Genomic DNA, 18,042 nt, shown 5'->3' on the forward strand with positions numbered 1-18,042 from the left:
GAAGGGGCCGCATTTGAGTTCGCGCGCCCTGCGCGTCGGGGCGCCGCAGGCTTCCGAACGCTTCAGGCCGTTGCCCTATGGCTTCCGCTCGTTTAGCATCAGCTTCGCACGCGGGATCACGCGCGCGTCAGCAAGAATCGGGAGGAGCGAAATGGCGAGCTTGCGCACGCCGGCGGAGTCGAACGGCGACTGGGCCGAGCATCTAAGGACCTACAACACATTCTTGTTGCTGCTGAAGATCGGCGCGGCAAGCACTGCGGTTCTGCTGCTCCTGCTGTTTTTCTTCGTCGCGCGCTAGGTTCAGAGCCTCCGCTTTTTACCGCTGGCGGCGACGCTGGCGGCGACGGTTTTTCCACAACCGGAGTTCGTTATGCGCATCGCCGTACTGGCTGAAACGGATAAATCCGAGCCGCGCGTCGCGGCCACGCCCGAGACCGTCAAGAAATTCATCGGACTAGGCGCCGACGTCGTGGTCGAGGCCCGCGCGGGCGACGCCGCCGGCTTCTCCGACAGCGACTACGCCGCCGCCGGCGCGACGATCGCCGATAACGCGGCGGCCGCGCTAACGGGCGCCGACGTCGCGCTGCGCGTGCGCCGTCCCTCGGCGGCGGAGCTCGCCGGCGCAAAGTCCAATCTCGCGGTGATCGCGATCATGGATCCCTTTGGCGCGGGGGCTCAGCTCGCCGATCTCGCCAAGAGCGGCGCGATCGCCTTCGCCATGGAGCTCATGCCGCGCATCACGCGGGCGCAAACCATGGACGTGCTGTCGTCCCAAGCCAATCTCGCCGGCTATCGCGCCGTCATTGACGCGATGGCCGAATATGGCCGCTCCTTTCCGATGATGATGACCGCCGCCGGCACCGTCCCGGCGGCGAAAGTCTTTATAATGGGCGTCGGCGTCGCCGGTCTGCAGGCGATCGCCACGGCGCGGCGCATGGGCGCGATCGTCACCGCCACCGACGTGCGGCCGGCGACGAAGGAGCAGGTCGAATCGCTCGGCGCGAAATTCATCGCCGTCGAGAACGAAGAGTTCAAACAGGCCGAGACCTCCGGCGGCTACGCCAAGGAAATGTCGCCTGAATATCAAAAGGCGCAGGCCGAACTCGTCGCGTCGCACATCGCCAAGCAGGACATCGTCATCCCCACGGCGCTGATCCCCGGCCGACCCGCGCCTAAGCTCATCTCGGCGGAGATGGTGCGCTCCATGCGGCCCGGTTCGGTCATCGTCGATCTTGCGGCCGAACGCGGCGGCAATTGCGAATTGACCAGGCCCGGCGAAACCGTGGTCGTCGACGGCGTGAAGATCTTAGGGGCGCTCAATCTCGCCGGCCGCATGGCGTCGACGGCGTCGAGCCTCTACGCCAAAAATCTGCTGGCCTTCGTCGAGACGCTCGTCTCGAAGGACACCAAGCAGCTCGCCATCAATTGGGAAGACGAACTGGTGAAGGCGACCGCGCTGACCCGCGACGGCGCCGTCGTCGACGAGCGTTTTAAATAGCCGCCTGCGCGCGTATCAAACTAAGGGGCGTTAAGCGATGACCGACTCTACGCAACAATTGCTCGAGAAGGCGCAGGCGGCGGCGGAGGCCGCCCGCCATCTGGCCGAACAGGCGCAACACTATTCGGACGAACTCGCGCATACCGCCGCGGCCGCGGCGGCGCACGGGCTCGCCGGCGGCGCGATTGATCCTTTCGTCTTCCGCGTGGCGATCTTCGCCATGGCGGTCTTCGTCGGCTATTACGTCGTCTGGTCGGTGACGCCGGCGCTGCATACGCCGCTGATGTCGGTGACCAACGCGATTTCCTCGGTCATCATCGTCGGCGCGCTGCTCGCGGCGGGCGTCGAAGGCATGACCGCCGCCGAGGCTTCGGGCTCATGGTGGGCCAACGCCTTCGGTTTCATCGCGGTCATTCTCGCCAGCGTGAACATCTTCGGCGGCTTCCTCGTCACCGAACGCATGCTCGCCATGTACAAGAAGAAGGGCTGAGGCCATGAGCGCCAATATCGCAGCCCTTCTCTATCTCGTCGCCGGCGTGCTGTTCATCTTCGCGCTGCGCGGCCTCTCCTCCCCCGCCACCTCTCGCGAGGGCAATCGCTACGGCATGATCGGCATGGCGATCGCCGTGGCGACGACGCTGCTGACGCATTTCCCCTCCTTCGGCGGCCTGCTGATGATCGTGATCGGCGTCGCCATCGGCGGCGGTGCGGGCGCTTTCATCGCCCAGCGCGTGCCGATGACGAAGATGCCGGAGCTCGTCGCCTTCTTCCATTCGCTCGTCGGCCTGGCGGCGGTGCTTGTCGCCGCCGGCGCCTTTTTTGCGCCGCGCGCCTTCGGCATCGGCGACGCGAATGAGATTCACGCCGGCAGCCTCGTCGAAATGTCGCTCGGCGCGGCGATCGGCGCGATCACCTTCACCGGATCGATCATCGCCTTCCTGAAGCTGTCCGAACGCATGACCGGCAAGCCGATCCTGCTGCCCGAGCGCCATACGATCAACATCATGCTCGGCGTCGCCCTGCTGGCGTTGACCGCGCTCTTCGTCGGCACGCAGAGCGGCGCTTGGCTGTTCCTGCTGATCCTCGCCTCGCTGGCGCTGGGCGTGACGCTGATCATTCCGATCGGCGGCGCCGACATGCCGGTGGTCGTCTCCATGCTCAACTCCTATTCGGGCTGGGCGGCGGCGGGCATCGGCTTCACGCTCGGCAATCTCGCGCTGATCATCACCGGCGCGCTTGTCGGCTCGTCGGGCGCGATCCTCTCCTACATCATGTGCAAGGGGATGAACCGCAGCTTCATCTCCGTCATTCTCGGCGGCTTCGGCGGCGAGGTGGCGGGGCCGGCCGGCGGCAAGGAAACGCGCAACGTCAAACAGGGCTCGGCGGAGGACGCCGCCTATATCATGCAGAACGCTGGCAAGATCATCATCGTGCCCGGATACGGCATGGCGGTGGCGCAGGCGCAGCACGCGCTGCGCGAAATGGCCGACCTGCTCAAGGCGGAAGGCGTCGAGATCAAATACGCCATCCATCCGGTCGCCGGGCGCATGCCGGGCCATATGAACGTGCTGCTGGCCGAGGCCAACGTCCCCTATGACGAAGTGTTCGAACTCGAAGACATCAACTCCGAATTCGGACAGGCGGACGTCGCCTTCGTCATCGGCGCCAACGACGTGACCAACCCCGCCGCCAAGACCGACAAGACGTCGGCGATCTACGGCATGCCGATCCTCGACGTCGAAAAGGCGAAGACGGTTCTGTTCCTGAAACGCGGCATGGGCTCGGGCTACGCCGGCGTCGAGAACGAACTGTTCTTCCGGCCCAATACGATGATGCTGTTCGGCGACGCCAAGAAGACCGTCGAATCGATCGTCAAGTCGCTGGCGCATTAACGCCGCTTCAACGACGCCAAAACGAACGCCCGGGAGTTTCCTCCCGGGCGTTTTTGCATGGTCGCCGCACATGAAAGCGCGCGCAGATCATTCCGCTCTCATTCGACATCCGTTCAAATGGCGCGGAAGTCTTTCCCGACGCGCGCGCATCGCGCGCGATCCTGACCAGCGTTCCTGGATTGGCGCTGAATTCCCGGTCGGGCCTTCGGCCCGCCGCGAATGACAACCCAAGCGAAGGGATCAGGCGGAAGTCGGATAATTGGGCGCCCTACTCAAAATTCCACGCGACAGGCTGGAACCATGAGCCGAAGTCCGGCCAGCCGCCTTCATTGCCCGTGTAGAACAGACCCGGCTCGCCCTTGGTCTCGCCGAATTGGTAGCGTCCGGCGACATAGAAGGTTCTTTGCGGGAACGGATGGAACAGGAAGTACCGGTAGTTGCCGATGTTGTCGACGCCGAAATCGGCGGAGAATCGATCGTTCCATTTGTAGTGGATCTTGGTGTCGACGACGAAGAACGGATCGAAGGCGAAATAGATTCCATAGGCGCGGTCATTGTTCGCCAAGGTGCGCCACAGCTTGCTCTGATAGCGTCCGGCGAGCGTAAACGCCCAATGATCGTCCGGCCGATAGGTGAAAGCGAGCGTTCCGCGCCATTCAGGAACGTTCGGCACGGTCTTGCCCGCCACCGACGTCGCCCAGGGGAACTCAAAATTCCCGGTGCTCGGCGCCCAGGTCGGATCGGAGATGACTCGCGCGTTGAGCCAGGTGGCGCTGCCGAGCACCTCAAGCCCCTTGAAGCCGAAGTTGTCCTTCTGAAACGCCACTTCGACGCCGCTGTTGCGAATGCGCTGGACGTTGGTCGGCGTTTGCACCAGTTGCGCGGGCGCCGCGGGCACAGAGACCAGCTGGTTGATGATGGCGTCGCGCACTTCTTCGTCGAAAAAGGAGATGCGCGCGGCTCCATCCGGTCCGAGCTTGCGCTCGATCATCAGCTCTTTGCTGAGCGCCGACTCGGGACGCAGATTGGGATTTGGGTTGGTTGCGACGCCATTAACGCCGACGGTGGCGAGGTTGTAGAGCTCGCGCACAGTGGGGAAGCGGTTCGCCATGCCGATCGAACCGACGGCGCGCCAATCATCGTCGAACTTGTATTCGAGCGATCCCTTCGGCGAGAAGCGGGTGCTGTAGAGATTGGGCTGGTAGATCGGCAGCCAGGAGAGCGTCGAGCCAGTCAGCGCAGTTCCGAAATTGTTGACGCCCGCCGCCTGATTGTAGCCGTTCGACGCCGTCCAATGCTCGCCGCGAAGACCGGCCGTGAACTTCAGGTCCGGCGTGATGAAGAAGGCGTCCTGGAACCAGAGCGCCTGCGTGCGCGTCGTGCCCTGAGCGATCGTGATCGCCGCGCCCGTGCTTGCGTCGGTCCCGGCGGTCCAATTTGTCGTCAGCCAGACCGGATTGTTCAGGTGAAACTGATCGCCATGCACGCCGAAGGAGATGTCGTGGCCCTGCAAGAGTCCTTCCGGCGGCCGCACGATGCCCTTCGCGTCGAAGAGCGTCCAATAGGTGCCGGTGAAGACCGTATCGCGGCCGGTCTGCGTGTAGCCGCCGAAAGGAACCGCCGCGGACCAGGGCGAAATTTGATCGGACTGCAAATAGGTGAAATTTGAGGCCGAAACTTCGAAGTCGAACGGACCGCCGCTGTTGGAGCGCACCGCCGCGGCGTTGACCATGATCTTTTCCTGGACCCGGTAGCGGCCCTGCGTCGCGAAATTCTGCAAAATGGCGTTGCTCAGGCCGCGCCCCGTGGTCGTCACGCCCCAATAGGGGCCAGCGCCCGCAGTGAGATAGTTCTCGGGATAAGACTGGCCGTCGTTGGACCAGAAGCCGAATGTGTACGTGCCGCGGATCGTGTTGGTGAAGTCGTAAGCGAATTTCAGTTTCGCATTGATCTGATCATTGGCGAGATTGCCTGTCGAGCCGATGACATTGGCGAAGGTGGTGCCATAGACGTTCGTCGCCAGATAGCCCCCGGGGTAGAAATTCGGCGTCGTGACATAGGTGAGCGGCTGCTGCGATCCGCGCTGCCAATTGCCGGAGACCGTCCAGAGAAAGTCGCCGACCTTATCGCCGATAAAGAAGCTCGAGACGTTATTGACGAAACCTCGCGAGGTTCCCCACTGGGAGAAATCCTGGATCGCCGTGGTGTTCTTGACCGAGACTTCGAGTTTTTCGGGCATGCGCGTCGTGATCTTCAACACGCCGCCCATCGAGTTGCCGGGGTATTGCGCCGCGAAAGGTCCGTACAGGAAGTCGACGCGCTCGATTTCCTCCGGCGCGACGAGGCCCCAGCGCGGCGCGCCGATCGTATTGTCGTTGCCGATCAGCGCCGTCAGCAGCAGATCGTCCGCGTAGACGAGACTGCGCGCCGAGGAGCCGACGCCCCAGGTGCGGGTCTGCAAAACCGCCTGAGTGTCGCCGCTGTTGCGTTTGCGCACGAAAAGGCTCGGCATGTATCTGACCGCGTCTTCCGTATCGATGATGTTGATTTTACGCTCGATCTGCTGCCGAGTGACGCTCGCGACCGTGTTGGGCAATTGCCACTTCTGAACGAAGGCCGGCTTGCCGTCGGGAAGCGTCGCCGCCCAAATCGACGGCGGCAAAGGCGCTGGGGCCGGGCTTGGAGCCGGCGCGACATTCGTGGGCCTCCCAGGGCCAGCGACGCGCTCGGCGCCCCGGCGCATGACGCCGCGGCGCTGGCCGCCGACGTCAATTGTCGGCAGCGACTGCTGCGCGGCGGCGGGCGCGACGTCAAGTTCCGAGAGCGCAAGAAGCGTGAGAGCGCCGATTGAGACGCCGCGCAGGAGCGAGTGGCGAGACATGAGAAACTTCCTTCTGGCGCCGGCCAAGGCGGCGCAACTGACCTGAATGGCTTTCGCCGGGCGTTCGGCAGATCAGGTGAAGGAAGGAGGTCCGCGGGTCGGGGCGCTACGGTTGGGCCGTGACGGAACCAGCGCCTGCGCCGGCGGCGCCCGCGGCGCGAGATTGTGTTCCACGCCGCGGATCGCAAAAACGGCGTCCGCCAGCGGCAACATGCTCCAGCCGAGTTGGCAGAGCGCGCAGGAACACCCGTCGCGATCCGCTTCGCCGGCTGGCGCTTGATCCGAATCGCCCTGCGCCGCAGGCGACGCGTTGGCCAGCAAATGGCACTTGGCGATCGGCGCGTTTGGCGCGCTTGACGCGTCAGCGGATCTCGACGCCAGCGCCTCGCATGGCGATGCGAGCCTCGCGATGAGCGCAAACAACATAAAGAGCGACGCGAGTCGGCGGATGCGCATAGGATCTCTGCAAGTCCGGCGTACATTAACTGTAGCGGCGCGGCGCATGCAGATGAGCCGGTAAACCGAGACTTTCCAAGCCTGCGCGCGTTGTCAAAGGTTAAAAAATCAACTAAGAGACATTTATGTCACAGTTGCGCGCCATGCGTCGGGAATTCCGCGCGGCACTCGCCGTCGCGGCCGTTTGCGCGCTGATGCTCTCGCTTCTTCTGTCAGGCGCTACGCGGCCCGCGCACGCATTCGCGAACCAAGGCGGCGTCGCCTGCGATCACGCCGCTTATGTCGCAGGCCTGCACGCAACCGCCGCGCAGAAGGGAAGTTCGACGCAGCGCGACGGCGCGCCGGCGCATTCTCCGCGTAACTGTCCGGACTGTTGCCTGAACGCCCATGCAGGCCACGCCGTTCTTCCAGAACGCCTGATTTCTGTCGCGCGGCCAAACGCCGAACCAGCGGCTCCGATCCAACTTCGCGCGGTCGCCGCGCAGCCGCCCGAGAGTTTCGCCGCGAACGGCGCCAATGGCGCGCGCGCTCCACCCTCAATTCATATTTTCTGAAATTGCGTTAGGCTCCAGGGCGCGCCGCGCCGGAGTCTGATTGCGGGCTTTCGCCGGTTTGCGGCCTCTCGTCTCGCGAAGACATAACAAAACAAAAACTGACGCTTCGCCTGCGCGGTCGCCGCAAGCGCGTCCAAAAAACGAGTGAGTGAAAATGGATTACAACACGCTTTCCCCTCTCGCCATGTTCCTTAACGCCGGTCCTGTCGGAAAGGCGGTCATGGCGCTGCTGCTGCTCGCGTCGATCTGGACGTGGGTGCTCATCGTCGAAGGCGTGGTGGCCGTCACCCGCATCGCCAAATCCGCGCGTTCGGCGCGTCAGGGCGGAGACGTTGGCGTTCTCGCGCCCGTCGCCGAAGCGGGCCGCGAAGCTTTTGCGCTCGATCTCCCGGACGAGACGATCGGCGACAAGCGCGCGCGCATCGCCGACCATATGAGTCGCGCCGCGCGCGAGTTCCTGACCAAGGCGGAAGGCGGCCTGCCGAATCTCGCCGTCATCTCATCGGTCGCGCCCTTCGTCGGTCTTTTCGGCACGGTGTGGGGCATCATGACGAGCTTCGCCGGCATCGCTCAGTCGCAGGACACGAGCCTCGCCGTCGTCGCGCCGGGCATCGCTGAAGCGCTTGCGGCCACGGCCTACGGACTCGCCGCCGCCATCCCCGCCTCCGTCGGCTACAACCGCATCGGCGCCGCCTTCGCGCGCGTCGGCCAACAGGTCGCGCACTATATCGAAGACGAGGCGCTGCTGATGTGCAGCGGCCAACAGACGCGCGCGCGTCGCGATCGGGAGGCTGCATAATGGGAATGCCCTCACGCCAGCGCCAGAGCGCAACCGAAGGCCTGTATCAGCCGCTCGCCGAAATCAACGTGACGCCGCTCGTCGACGTCATGCTGGTGCTGCTCATCATCTTCATGGTGACCGCGCCATTGCTCGCCAAGGGCGTCAAGGTCAATCTGCCGCAGGCGAGCGCCGCGATGCCGATCAACCAAAAAGACCCGATCGTCGTGACGGTCGGCAAAGAGGGCAAGATCGCGCTTGGCGCGGACGAGCTCTCTCCCGAGGCGCTCATCGACGGCATCAAGGTGATGATGGGCGACGACCACTCGCGCGTCGTTCATATCCGCGGCGACACCGAGGCGGTCTATGGCGAGGTCGTCGCGGTGATGGATAAGCTTGCGACGAACGGCATCACCCATATCGCAATCATGACCAACTCGCGCAGCAAGACCGGACCGGCCTCGAAGGCCGCGCCCGGCCGCGCCGCGCCCGCCGCCGGCGCTCAGCCCGCGCAAGCTCCGGCGGCGCCGGCGGGAGCGCTGAAATGACCGACCTCGCGCTAAGTCCGCAAGGCATGGCGCGAGAGGGCGACCACCACCCGCCTTCGGGTCCGGAGCCGGTCAAGCCCTCCTGGCTGCGCTCGGTGACGACCGTCCTGGTCGTCGCGGCGCATGTCATGGTCTTCGGCATACTCGCCTATTCCGCGAAACCGACCGCCGTATCGCTCGACTCCGTCAGCATGGACCTCGTTCCGGAAGGCGATTTCTTCGAACAGGAGGAAGTCGCCGAGGCCGACGACACGCCGCCGCCCGAAGCGGTCGAGGAGCCTGACATCGCGCTGCCGCCGCCGGTGGTGATGGCGCCCGACGCGGTGCCCTTGCCGGCCAAGAAGGAAGACGTCGACAAGGTCAAGAAGAAGGTCGAGCAGCAACAGGCCCAGCGCGCGCAGCAACGTCAGGAGGCGCAGGCGCGTCGACGCTATGGCGCGCCTGAGGGACAGGCCGGGAATTCGGGCGCGTCGCAGGCGACGTGTCTTGCCCATATCGCCGCCGCGCTTCGCCGCCATACGCCAGGCAACACCAGCCTTGGTCCCGGCAGCGCGAGCGTGACGTTCCACGTCAATCCGGGCGGCGGTCTGTCGGGCATCTCGGCTTCGGGATCGACTCCGGCGCATGCGGCGCTCGCGCGGCGGATCGTCTCCTCCGCGCGCGGCCCAGGCATGTGCGGCTCGGCCTATGTGAGCCAGGCTTTCGCCTTCCATTGACGCGAACGGCGGCGGACGCTTGCGCCCGCCGCCCGAGATCGTTCCGGATTTAGGGGGCCTGATGAAGCTCGCGCGATTGCTTACCATCGCCGCGGCGTTCGCTGCTTGCAGCGCGCACGCAGAGGACGCCAAGCCCGCGGCCTCGGCGCCCGCGTCGCCGCGATCCGCAGCGCCCGCGCAAACCACGGCCCCGGCGCGCGCCGCAGCGCCAAAGCCGGCCGCGCCCGCGGCGACGGCGGGCGTGGCGGCCCCAGCCGCTCCGGCGATGTCGGAGAGCAAGTTCCTCGGCGTGCTCTATACGGCGATCGCCAAGCAAACCCCTTCGGAAAGTCCTGCCGGCGACGGCGAGGTGACCGCCAGCTTTCACGTCAACGCGCAGGGCAAGATCGACAAGGTGACGATCGACAAGACGACAAGTCCGGCGCTTTCAGAAACCGTGAAGAAGATCCTGTCGAGCGTCGAAGCGCCGCCGCCGCCGGGCGGATCGATGGATGTGGGGCAAACTTTCAAGTTCCGCGCGACGCCGAAATGATCGATCGCGCCATTCATAGCTTTCGGTCCGTGGCCGAAAGGTCCATGCGCATGAGGCCCGCGCATTTTTAGAGAAGGAGAGGGAAATGCGGCATATTTCTCGACTGACATTGAGCCTTTCCGCGTTGGCGTTCGCCTGTGCGCTTGGCGCGAGCGGACCGGCGCGCGCGCTCGACGAGGCCCCGAAGCCGAAGGCCGAAGACAGCGCCGCGCCGAAGCGCGAAGACGGCAAGGATGCGAAATCCGAGGAGAAGACCGAAAAGCGCGAGGAGAAGACCGACGCCGGGCGCGAACAGAAACCGAAGGCCGCGCGGGACGAGAAGGCCGAAAAGGCCGCCGATAAAAAGAAGCATGCCGACAACGGCGCCTATCTGCGCAAGCTCGGTCAACTCATCCGCGCGCGCTCGCCGGGCACGACGAGTCTTGGCGAAGGAAGCGCCGTCGTTCGCTTTCGTCTTGGCGCCTCAGGCGCGCCTGACAGCGTGACGCTCGTTTCCGCTTCGACGCCCCGCCACGGGCAATTGGCGCGCTCCATCGTCTCCGGCCTGCGGGCGCCGCCGCCGCCCGGCGGCTCCTATGACGGCGTGCAGAGTTTCAGATTTCACTAGAGGCGCGGCGCCGCCTTACGCCCGCCTCTAAAAGCGTCCGCCTTGGGCCGCAAACAGGAGAGAAGAATGAAGCGCATCGCCTTTGCCCTGCTCGCCGTTTGCGTCCCCGCCACGCTGACCGCGCAAGAAGCGCCGCGAGCGCCCGCGGACGCGGATAAGGCCGCGCCGCCAGCGCACTCGATGACGCCGGGCGCAATGAGTCACCACCCCGCCGCCGCCTGCGCCGAGGCGAAGGTGGATTGCGCGGCGACCGCCGTTCCCGCCTTTGCCAAGGACGGACGACTGTGGGTCGCCTTCTCCGTCGGCAAGAGCGTTTACGCGGCCGCCTCTTCCGATAATGGCGCGACGTTTGCCGCGCCGACCGCGATCGCCACGATCGACGACGGCGTGATCGACGCGCATGGCGACGCGCGTCCGAAAATCGTCGCGCTCAAAGACGGGACGCTGCTCGCCAGTTATACGACCCGGCCCGACAAGCAGATGATCGGCACGATCTTCATCGCGCGCTCGACCGACGGCGGCAAGACGTTCTCGACGCCGCAGGCGCTTCTGAGCGAGGGCGGCCAGCGCTTCGACAGCATCCTCGTCAACCGCAAGGGGCGCATCTACGCCGGTTGGCTCGACAAGACGCATGCGCTCAAAGCCAAGGCCGAAGGCAAGGAATTTCTCGGCAGCGGCGTCGCCTTCGCCTATTCCGACGACGGCGGCAAGACCTTCAAGGGCAAATCGATCCTCATCGATCACGCCTGCGAATGCTGCCGCATGTCAGGCGCGCTCGACAAGGATGGAACGCCGGTCTTCGCCTGGCGACAGGTGCTGGAGGGCAATATTCGCGACCATATGGTCGCGAAGCTTTCCGCGGACGCCACGCAAGCGACGGCGACGCGCGTGTCCGACGACGAGTGGGCGATCAACAGCTGCCCGCATCATGGACCGTCGATCGCGATCGACGCCGCCGGCGGTTGGCATGTGGTCTGGTTCACCAAGGGCAAGAAGCGCCAGGGACTCTATTACACGCGCAGCCTCGATGCGGGCAAAAGCTTCTCGGAGCCGGAGAAATTCGGCGACGACGCGCGCGCCGCCGGACATCCGACGCTGGTCGCGGCCAAGGGCCGCCTGTATCGCGTTTGGAAGGAATTCGACGGAACGACGACGACGATCGCCATGCAGATGTCGCGCGACAACGGCAAGAGCTGGAGCGCGCCGCGCGTCGTGGCGCAAACATTGGACGCCTCCGACCATCCGGAGCTCATCGCCAACAACGGCGCGGCGTATCTATCCTGGTTAACGCATAAGGAAGGCTATCGCCTGACGCCGCTGCCGCGGGACGAAAAAAGCGCAGCGGCGCCGCAGTGACGCCGACTCGCACGGGCGCCGCCTTGTCATGCGCGACGCGCGCGCCGCGCGTGATCGGCGATCCAGAAACGACCCGCCGCGCGCGCTTCATCACTCTCGAGTCCCGCTCGGGCCTGCGGCCTGCCGGGAGCAACAAGAACCATAAAAATCGTCCAGTGGGTCTTCGCCGCATGCGCCTCATGTCACTCGCCCTCGTCTTTGCGCTTCTTGCAGGAGGAGGCGCCTTCGCCATGGACTTCAAGCCCTACGGCCGAGGCGCGTTCGGGCAATTGACCAAGGCACACGCCGGCAGGCCGCTCATCGTGCATTACTGGTCGGTGACCTGTCCGCCCTGCCTCGTGGAATTGCCGCAATGGGCGAAGATCGCCGCGGAGAAAAAGGGATTCGACATCGTCTTCGTCAACACCGACGGCGACGATGAACGCGCCCGCGCGCAAGCGCGCATCGAGAAGGTCGGACTCTCGAGCGCGGTCCATTACGGCTTCGCCGACGACTTTGTCGAAAAGCTTTATTTCGAAGCGGACAGCGCCTGGCGCGGAGAATTGCCCTTTACGGCGCTCGTCGCCCCGGACGGCGGCGTCGTCACGGTGACGGGCGCGGTCGACGATCCGCTGATCGTCGAGTGGCTGGAGAAGCGCGTCGCCAAGTGAGCGCGCTTACCAGCGGCCCCGCGCGTAAAGCACGCCGAGCACGATGAGAAGCGCCAGCAGTTGCAGGCCGACGCGCCAACGCATCAGCTTCTGCGAGCGGGCCGGCGCGCCCTCGCCGCCGCGAAACATATTGATGAAGCCGGCGACGACGACAAGAATCACCGCCGCGACGGCGACGACGACCAATAGATTTGAAGGACTTGGCATGAGCGGCGCTTCTCCCTACCCGCTGCGCTGTAGAGAAGCGCGCGCCCGCCGGCAAGGCGTTTATCGCCGCAGCAGGCGCTGCAGATAATCGAGCTCTTCCTGCGGGCGCTCAGGCTGACCGAGCCTGCGGCGCAGCTCCTCCTGCACGCGATGGGCGCGCTGCGCCGGCGGCAGGCCGAGCGGATCATATTTCCCATAGGCGTCGGGACGATTGCCGTCGCCGGGCGCCCGCCCGAGCGGATCGCGGCCCTTGCCCCGGCGCCCGCGCCTGCCGGGGCCGCCGCCCTCTTCTTCGGCGCTTTGGTCGCCCTCGCCGCGCATTTGCTGCGCGAGCCTGTCGGCGCCCTTGCGCAAGGCCTGCACCGCGCGCCCTTGCGCGTCGACCGCCCTCGCGCCGCCTTCGCCGGCCTTGCCGAGCGCGTCTTCCGCCTCCTTCATCGCGCGGCGCGCGTCGTCGAGCTCTTCGGCGGCTTCGACGCCGCCCTCGCGCAGCGCGTCCTGCTGGCGCTCGAGCCGCTCGCGAAGCGCCTGCTGGCGTTGGCGTTCGTCGCCGAGCTCCCCGTGCTGCGGCTGTCCCTTCTGTCGATGGCCGCGCGCGCCGCGACTCTCCGTATCGCTCGGCGCGTTCATCCCCTGGAACGTGTCGTCGCGCAATTGCTGCTCTTCGCGCGACAACTGATCCAGTTCGTTGAGCGCGCGCGCCATTTCGCGTCCGCGGCCGCGACGCTGGCCCGCGCCCTGCGCCGTCTGCACATTTTCGAGAATGTCCTGGAGCTCCTCCAGGAGCCTTTGCGCTTGCGCCATGTCGCCCGACTTCATGGCTCGGTTCATCTCGTCGAGCATCGCCTGCAGCTCGTCCGGCGTGACGGCGTCGCCGCCCTCCTCCGACTCCTGGCGCGGCGAACCTTCCGGCGGCAATCGGCTGCCGAGCTGCTGGAGAAATTTATCGAGCGCGGCGCGAAGCTCCTCGGCGCGTTTCGCGATTTCCTGCTCGCTGTCGCCGCGCGCGATCGCATCCTTCAATTCGCGCTCCGCCGCGCGCAGTTCGCGCTCCGCCTGGGAGGTGTCGCCCTCCTCCAGGCCGAGCGCCATCGCCCACAGCATTTCACAGACGCCGCGCAATTCGTCGTCGCTGCGCGGACCCTCGAGACCGCGGCGCGCCTCGCGGAGTCCGAGATGGACGGCGGCAGGCGTATCGAAGGCTTCCGGCGCGACCGACAGCGCCTCGAGCGCCACGCGAACGCTTGAGCGCGAATCCGGATCGAGCGCGAGAATGCGCCTCTGTTCGGCGAGCGCGCGGGCGAGCGGCTTGACGAAGCGACGCTGCGGCAGAGTCACGTCGATCGATTCAGAAGCGCCTTCATTGTCGGCGGCGTCCTTGGCGACGAGGCGCATCGCGAGCTTCGCGCCGCCGAACGGACTGTCGGCGAGATCGATCGTCGCCTTGGCGTCGCCCTGGCCGCCGCCGCCGGGCGGCAAAGCGAGCGCGAGACGCGGCGGCTCGTAGAGCGCGCGTCGTGCGCTGGGCGGGCGGCTAAAGACCGCTTCGGCGCCGACGACGCCGTAATCGTCGGTGGCGCGGAACGCGAGCGTCATCGAGCCTCGAACATTGTTGCGCGGCTTTTCCGTCAGCGCGATGCTCGGCGGCTTGTCCGGGATCGCCGCAAGATCGAAACGCCGGCCGTCGGAAAGCGAGACGCGCGCCGCGCGCGAGAGTTTGAACGCCTGCTCTTTCGCCGCCCCCTTTTGCGCGTCCTCGACGGCCGCCTGCGCGGCGGCCAGTCCGCCGGAGACGGATACGCCTAAGTCCGGAGGGCGGATGCGCAGCGTCGAATTGACCGGCGCCTCGATGGGCGCGTCGCTTTCCTTCGCCAGCACGATCGGCGGACGCCCCGTAAAGGCGGGCGGTTCGAGCCAGGCGTCGACGCGCGCAGCGGTCCCGAAGCTCGCGGACGCCCGCCAGTCGAACGCGGCGGCGATGCGCGCGCGCTTTTCGTCGCCCGCCGCGAATCCGGCGGCGACCGCCGCGACGAGCGCCAGCGCGCGCAGCGCGTAAGGGTCGCGCTGCGGGACGCGCGGATGCGGCGCCTCGATGGGCGTCTGCGCCAGCGCCGTCTCCAGGCGCTGGCGATGCAACGCCCAGAGCGCCTCGACCCCCGCGTCGGCGTTCGGGCTCGCGAGCCGATCCTCGAGCGAAGACGCAGGACGCAACGCGGCGTCGCCGCTGCGGTCCAGCCGTTCAAGCGCGGCAGCGCGATGCGGCCAGCCGCGCGCCGATTCCCGAGCGATCACATAGAGCGCGGCGAAGCCGAAGAGCGCCACGCCGCCGATGCGCGCCTCCAGCGGCGCAGCCTGCCAAAGGCCCAGCCAGGAGAGCGTCAGAAAGAACAGGAGAATCGTGGCGAGCGCCAGGCCGGCCCGCCAGACGCGCTCGGCGAGAATCGCGAGCGCCGACTGGCGCAGCATCCCCTCAAGACGCGGCGAGGTCCTTTTCCCCGAGGGCGCATTCTGGTGCTGAAGCTCGTCCATTTACTCTCCGAGAGCGCGCCGATGACAATGGCGGTTTCGTTGCGGACAGACAATCTTGGCCGTAGGAAAACGGTAAAATTCAGCGGATTGGCGCATCAAGGGCGGAGCGCGCTAACATGCTGCATGATCCGCAAACCCAAGGGTGACGTCACTGGCGACGTCCTTTCGCCCCCGATCGGCGATCTCGCGCTTTTGCCCGCGCCCGTCGCCAGGATCCGCGACAAGATTCTCGCCGCTTGCGAGACGGGCGATGTCGAGGCGCTCCGCGTTCCGATCGACTGGAACGAGACGCGCCCGCTGTTCGCCAAGAGCGGCGCCTTCAAGGCCGGCGCCGATCCCATCGAGATTTTGAAGGCGCTTTCCTTCGATCGCAAGGGCCGCGAAACGATTTCGCTCATTCTTGCGATTTTTGCGCAGCCCTTCGTCAAGATCGTGCGCGGGCCGACGACGCTCTACGAATGGCCGGCCTTTGCGCGCCACCCACAGGCGGCGGCCAATGAGGAGGAGGCGCGCGCAAGATGGCGCTGCGTGCGTTTCGCCGATCTTATACGCTCCAATGCCGAAGGAAAGCCGCGCGCGATGCGCATCGGCGTCGGGTCGGACGGCGTTTGGCACTACTTCTGGAGCGAAGACTGAAAGTTCGTCGAAGCGTCGGGAGACGGCGCGGCGGCGATCGCCGCGCCGTAATCTGGAGAGGCTGTTCGGCAGGTCGAACGCGACCGCCGCCGGCAAAGCACTAAGTTAGATCTCGCGCTCCTGCTCATGCGGCGCGGCGTGCGCGCGGCCTTCATCTTCGGCGCGTTTCAATTCTTCCGCTTCGTCGCCTTCGATCGCCTGCTCGGCGTCCTTCGCCGCCTTGTCGACCTTGCCGCTTTCGACGAATTTCCTCGTGGCCTCATTATACTGTTTGGCGGCGGTTCGGCTGCCTTCGCCTTCGTTCGTCGGCTGCACGTCCTTCTGCGCGGTCATCGCGTTCTCCTGTCGCTTTCAGCAGCAATGGCTTCGCGCTAGCTGGCGCGCCGTTCATTGCGTTTGCGCGTTTCGGCGGCCTTCTTGGCGGACGCCGAGCGTTCTGCAGCTGGACGCGACGCGGAAGCTTCGCCGCCGATCTTGCCGCCCTTGTGCGCCGCCGGATTGCCCGTCTTGGCGCCGCGGCCGGACCCCGATTTCTTGCCGCCGCCGTCGTCCTTGTTGACGGTCGCCCAGGCGCGGCGCTCGGCTTCTTTCTCGGACACGCCGCGTTTCTCGTAGCCTTCCTCGATGTGCTCGGCTTTGCGTTTCTGCTTGTCGGTATAGGCCGACTTGTCTCCCTGCGGCATGGCTCATCTCCTTTTGCGCGCAATTGGGAATGAGCGACTAACCGCGCGCGAGGCCGCAATGTTCCGGGCCTTCGCGCAACTTTGCAAAAGGAGCTTAGAGCGCGTTCCAGAAGCGCATCGGCGCTCCGCTGGAAGGCGTTACGAGTTCGCCGTCCCACATGACCTTGGCGCCGCGCACGAAGGTCCCGACCGGCCAGCCGACGACTTCCTTGCCGTCATAAGGCGTCCAGCCGACGCGCGAGGCGATCCAGGAATTGCGGATCGTCTCGCGGCGCTTCATGTCGACGATGGTGAGATCGGCGTCGTAGCCCACCGCGACGCGCCCCTTGCCGGCGATGCCAAAAAGCCGCGCCGGACCGGCGCTGGTGAGGTCAACGAAACGCTGCAGGGTCAACCGGCCGGCGTTGACGTGATCGAGCAGCAGAGGAACGAGCGTCTGCACGCCTGTCATCCCCGAGGGGCTGTTGGGATAAGGCTTGGCCTTCTCTTCCAGCGTATGCGGCGCATGATCGGAGCCGAGCACGTCGACGACGCCCTGCGCGACGCCGCGCCAGAGGGCCTCGCGATGGCGCGCCTCGCGCACCGGCGGGTTCATCTGCGCCAGCGTGCCGATGCGCGCATAATCGCGCGCATCCATCGTCAAATGATGCGGGGTCACTTCGACGCTGGCGATGTCCTTATGTTCGGCGAGCAGCGCGATCTCTTCTTGCGTCGTGACATGCAGCACATGGACGAGCGCGCCCTTCTCGCGGGCGATGTTCATCAGCCGACGCGTCGCGCGCACCGCCGTCTCGACGTCGCGCCAGACCGGATGCGAGGACGGATCGCCGGCGATGCGCAGGGACTTGCGCAGATTCAGCCGGTCTTCGTCTTCGCTGTGAAAGGCGGCGCGTCGGCGCGTATGCGACAGCACCTCCGCGACGCCGGCGTCGTCGGCGATGAGCAGCGAGCCGGTCGAGGAGCCCATGAACACTTTGATCCCGGCGGCGCCCGGCAGGCGCTCCAATTCGCCAAGATGCGCGGCGTTCTCATGCGTGCCGCCGACCCAGAAGGCGAAATCGCAATGCATGCGCCCGCTCGCGCGCGCCACCTTGTCGGCGAGCTCCGCTTCGCCCGTCGTCAGCGGATTGGTGTTGGGCATGTCGAAGACGCCGACGACGCCGCCCAGAACCGCGCCGCGCGATCCCGATTCAAGGTCTTCCTTGTGCGGGGCGCCGGGCTCGCGGAAATGCACCTGGCTGTCGATGACGCCAGGCAGAATATGCAGGCCGCGACAATCGATCGTCTCACCGGCCGAGGCGCGAGAGAGATCGCCGATTTCGGCGATCTTGCCGTCGCGGACGCCGACGTCGCGTGCGCCCTCGCCGTCCTGATTGACGAGCGCGCCGCCGGAGAGGATGACGTCGAAAACCTGCGGCATGAGTGGCGCCTCGCTTGCGATGTCGTCGCAGGATGGAGTTTTGTTGCTAATGCGCCAAAGGCGCGCGAGACTCAAGCAGCTGGCGGCGGAGGCGGAAGA

General features: G+C 66.0%; 19 protein-coding genes. 13 read left to right on the top strand and 6 right to left on the bottom strand.

What is annotated here, in order from left to right; translation table 11 throughout:
* Positions 1-151 precede the first annotated feature (151 nt).
* The 4 genes from BN69_RS06710 (at position 152) to BN69_RS06725 (ending at position 3,390) form a co-directional block, all read left to right on the top strand.
* Positions 152-298 (top strand): aa3-type cytochrome c oxidase subunit IV, encoded by a 147-nt coding sequence (locus BN69_RS06710; RefSeq protein ID WP_014890813.1) that lies wholly within the window; start codon positions 152-154, stop codon positions 296-298.
* Positions 299-370: 72 nt separating this feature from the next.
* Positions 371-1,498, top strand: coding sequence for a Re/Si-specific NAD(P)(+) transhydrogenase subunit alpha (locus BN69_RS06715; protein WP_014890814.1), 1,128 nt, complete (start codon positions 371-373; stop codon positions 1,496-1,498).
* Between the two features lie 37 nt (positions 1,499-1,535).
* Positions 1,536-1,988 (top strand): NAD(P) transhydrogenase subunit alpha part 2, encoded by a 453-nt coding sequence (locus BN69_RS06720; protein WP_014890815.1) that lies wholly within the window; start codon positions 1,536-1,538, stop codon positions 1,986-1,988.
* A gap of 4 nt (positions 1,989-1,992) precedes the next feature.
* The gene (locus BN69_RS06725) at positions 1,993-3,390 is read left to right on the top strand and encodes an NAD(P)(+) transhydrogenase (Re/Si-specific) subunit beta (RefSeq protein ID WP_014890816.1); all 1,398 of its coding nucleotides are present in this window, start codon (positions 1,993-1,995) and stop codon (positions 3,388-3,390) included.
* A 268-nt stretch (positions 3,391-3,658) separates the two neighbouring features.
* Here BN69_RS06725 and BN69_RS06730 read toward each other — a convergent pair whose 3' ends face one another.
* Positions 3,659-6,271 (bottom strand): TonB-dependent receptor, encoded by a 2,613-nt coding sequence (locus BN69_RS06730; RefSeq protein ID WP_014890818.1) that lies wholly within the window; start codon positions 6,269-6,271, stop codon positions 3,659-3,661.
* 581 nt (positions 6,272-6,852) lie between these two features.
* Here BN69_RS06730 and BN69_RS06740 point away from each other — a divergent pair.
* From BN69_RS06740 to BN69_RS19730, 8 genes are all read left to right on the top strand, one after another.
* Positions 6,853-7,281 (top strand): hypothetical protein, encoded by a 429-nt coding sequence (locus BN69_RS06740; RefSeq protein WP_014890820.1) that lies wholly within the window; start codon positions 6,853-6,855, stop codon positions 7,279-7,281.
* A 154-nt stretch (positions 7,282-7,435) separates the two neighbouring features.
* On the top strand, positions 7,436-8,080 hold the full coding sequence (locus BN69_RS06745) for a MotA/TolQ/ExbB proton channel family protein (protein ID WP_014890821.1): 645 nt from the start codon (positions 7,436-7,438) through the stop codon (positions 8,078-8,080).
* Positions 8,080-8,607: an ExbD/TolR family protein gene (locus BN69_RS06750; protein ID WP_014890822.1), complete on the top strand. Its 528-nt coding sequence runs from the start codon at positions 8,080-8,082 to the stop codon at positions 8,605-8,607. The genes BN69_RS06745 and BN69_RS06750 overlap by 1 nt, the downstream gene beginning before the upstream one ends.
* A complete protein-coding gene (locus BN69_RS06755) occupies positions 8,604-9,323 on the top strand; it encodes a hypothetical protein (RefSeq protein WP_014890823.1) in 720 nt (239 codons plus the stop codon). The genes BN69_RS06750 and BN69_RS06755 overlap by 4 nt, the downstream gene beginning before the upstream one ends.
* A gap of 241 nt (positions 9,324-9,564) precedes the next feature.
* Positions 9,565-9,855, top strand: coding sequence for an energy transducer TonB family protein (locus BN69_RS19725; protein WP_244435052.1), 291 nt, complete (start codon positions 9,565-9,567; stop codon positions 9,853-9,855).
* Between the two features lie 85 nt (positions 9,856-9,940).
* On the top strand, positions 9,941-10,462 hold the full coding sequence (locus BN69_RS06765) for a hypothetical protein (protein ID WP_014890825.1): 522 nt from the start codon (positions 9,941-9,943) through the stop codon (positions 10,460-10,462).
* Between the two features lie 66 nt (positions 10,463-10,528).
* Entirely contained in the window at positions 10,529-11,818 is a 1,290-nt protein-coding gene (locus tag BN69_RS06770; RefSeq protein ID WP_014890826.1) for a sialidase family protein, read from the top strand.
* A gap of 230 nt (positions 11,819-12,048) precedes the next feature.
* Positions 12,049-12,468, top strand: coding sequence for a TlpA family protein disulfide reductase (locus BN69_RS19730; RefSeq protein WP_244435053.1), 420 nt, complete (start codon positions 12,049-12,051; stop codon positions 12,466-12,468).
* Positions 12,469-12,474: 6 nt separating this feature from the next.
* Here the strand turns inward: BN69_RS19730 and BN69_RS06780 are convergent, their stop codons facing one another.
* Both BN69_RS06780 and BN69_RS06785 read right to left on the bottom strand, forming a co-directional pair.
* Complete coding sequence (locus BN69_RS06780; protein WP_014890828.1) at positions 12,475-12,675, bottom strand: twin transmembrane helix small protein; 201 nt, start codon at positions 12,673-12,675, stop codon at positions 12,475-12,477.
* Positions 12,676-12,735: 60 nt separating this feature from the next.
* Positions 12,736-15,204 carry a TIGR02302 family protein gene (locus tag BN69_RS06785; protein WP_014890829.1) on the bottom strand — a complete coding sequence of 823 codons (2,469 nt, stop codon included), beginning with the start codon at positions 15,202-15,204 and terminating at the stop codon, positions 12,736-12,738.
* 123 nt (positions 15,205-15,327) lie between these two features.
* On the opposite strand from BN69_RS06785, the gene BN69_RS06790 reads away from it, so the two are divergent.
* A complete protein-coding gene (locus BN69_RS06790) occupies positions 15,328-15,840 on the top strand; it encodes a hypothetical protein (protein ID WP_041926841.1) in 513 nt (170 codons plus the stop codon).
* A 105-nt stretch (positions 15,841-15,945) separates the two neighbouring features.
* Here BN69_RS06790 and BN69_RS06795 read toward each other — a convergent pair whose 3' ends face one another.
* From BN69_RS06795 to BN69_RS06805, 3 genes are all read right to left on the bottom strand, one after another.
* A complete protein-coding gene (locus tag BN69_RS06795; RefSeq protein ID WP_014890831.1) occupies positions 15,946-16,173 on the bottom strand; it encodes a hypothetical protein in 228 nt (75 codons plus the stop codon).
* Between the two features lie 38 nt (positions 16,174-16,211).
* Positions 16,212-16,523, bottom strand: a complete 312-nt coding sequence (locus BN69_RS06800; protein WP_014890832.1) for a hypothetical protein — start codon at positions 16,521-16,523, stop codon at positions 16,212-16,214.
* 94 nt (positions 16,524-16,617) lie between these two features.
* A complete protein-coding gene (locus BN69_RS06805; RefSeq protein ID WP_014890833.1) occupies positions 16,618-17,943 on the bottom strand; it encodes a dihydroorotase in 1,326 nt (441 codons plus the stop codon).
* Between the last annotated feature and the right edge of the window lie 99 nt (positions 17,944-18,042).

The sequence above is a fragment of the Methylocystis sp. SC2 genome (genome assembly GCF_000304315.1).
In the GTDB taxonomy this organism is placed as follows: domain Bacteria; phylum Pseudomonadota; class Alphaproteobacteria; order Rhizobiales; family Beijerinckiaceae; genus Methylocystis.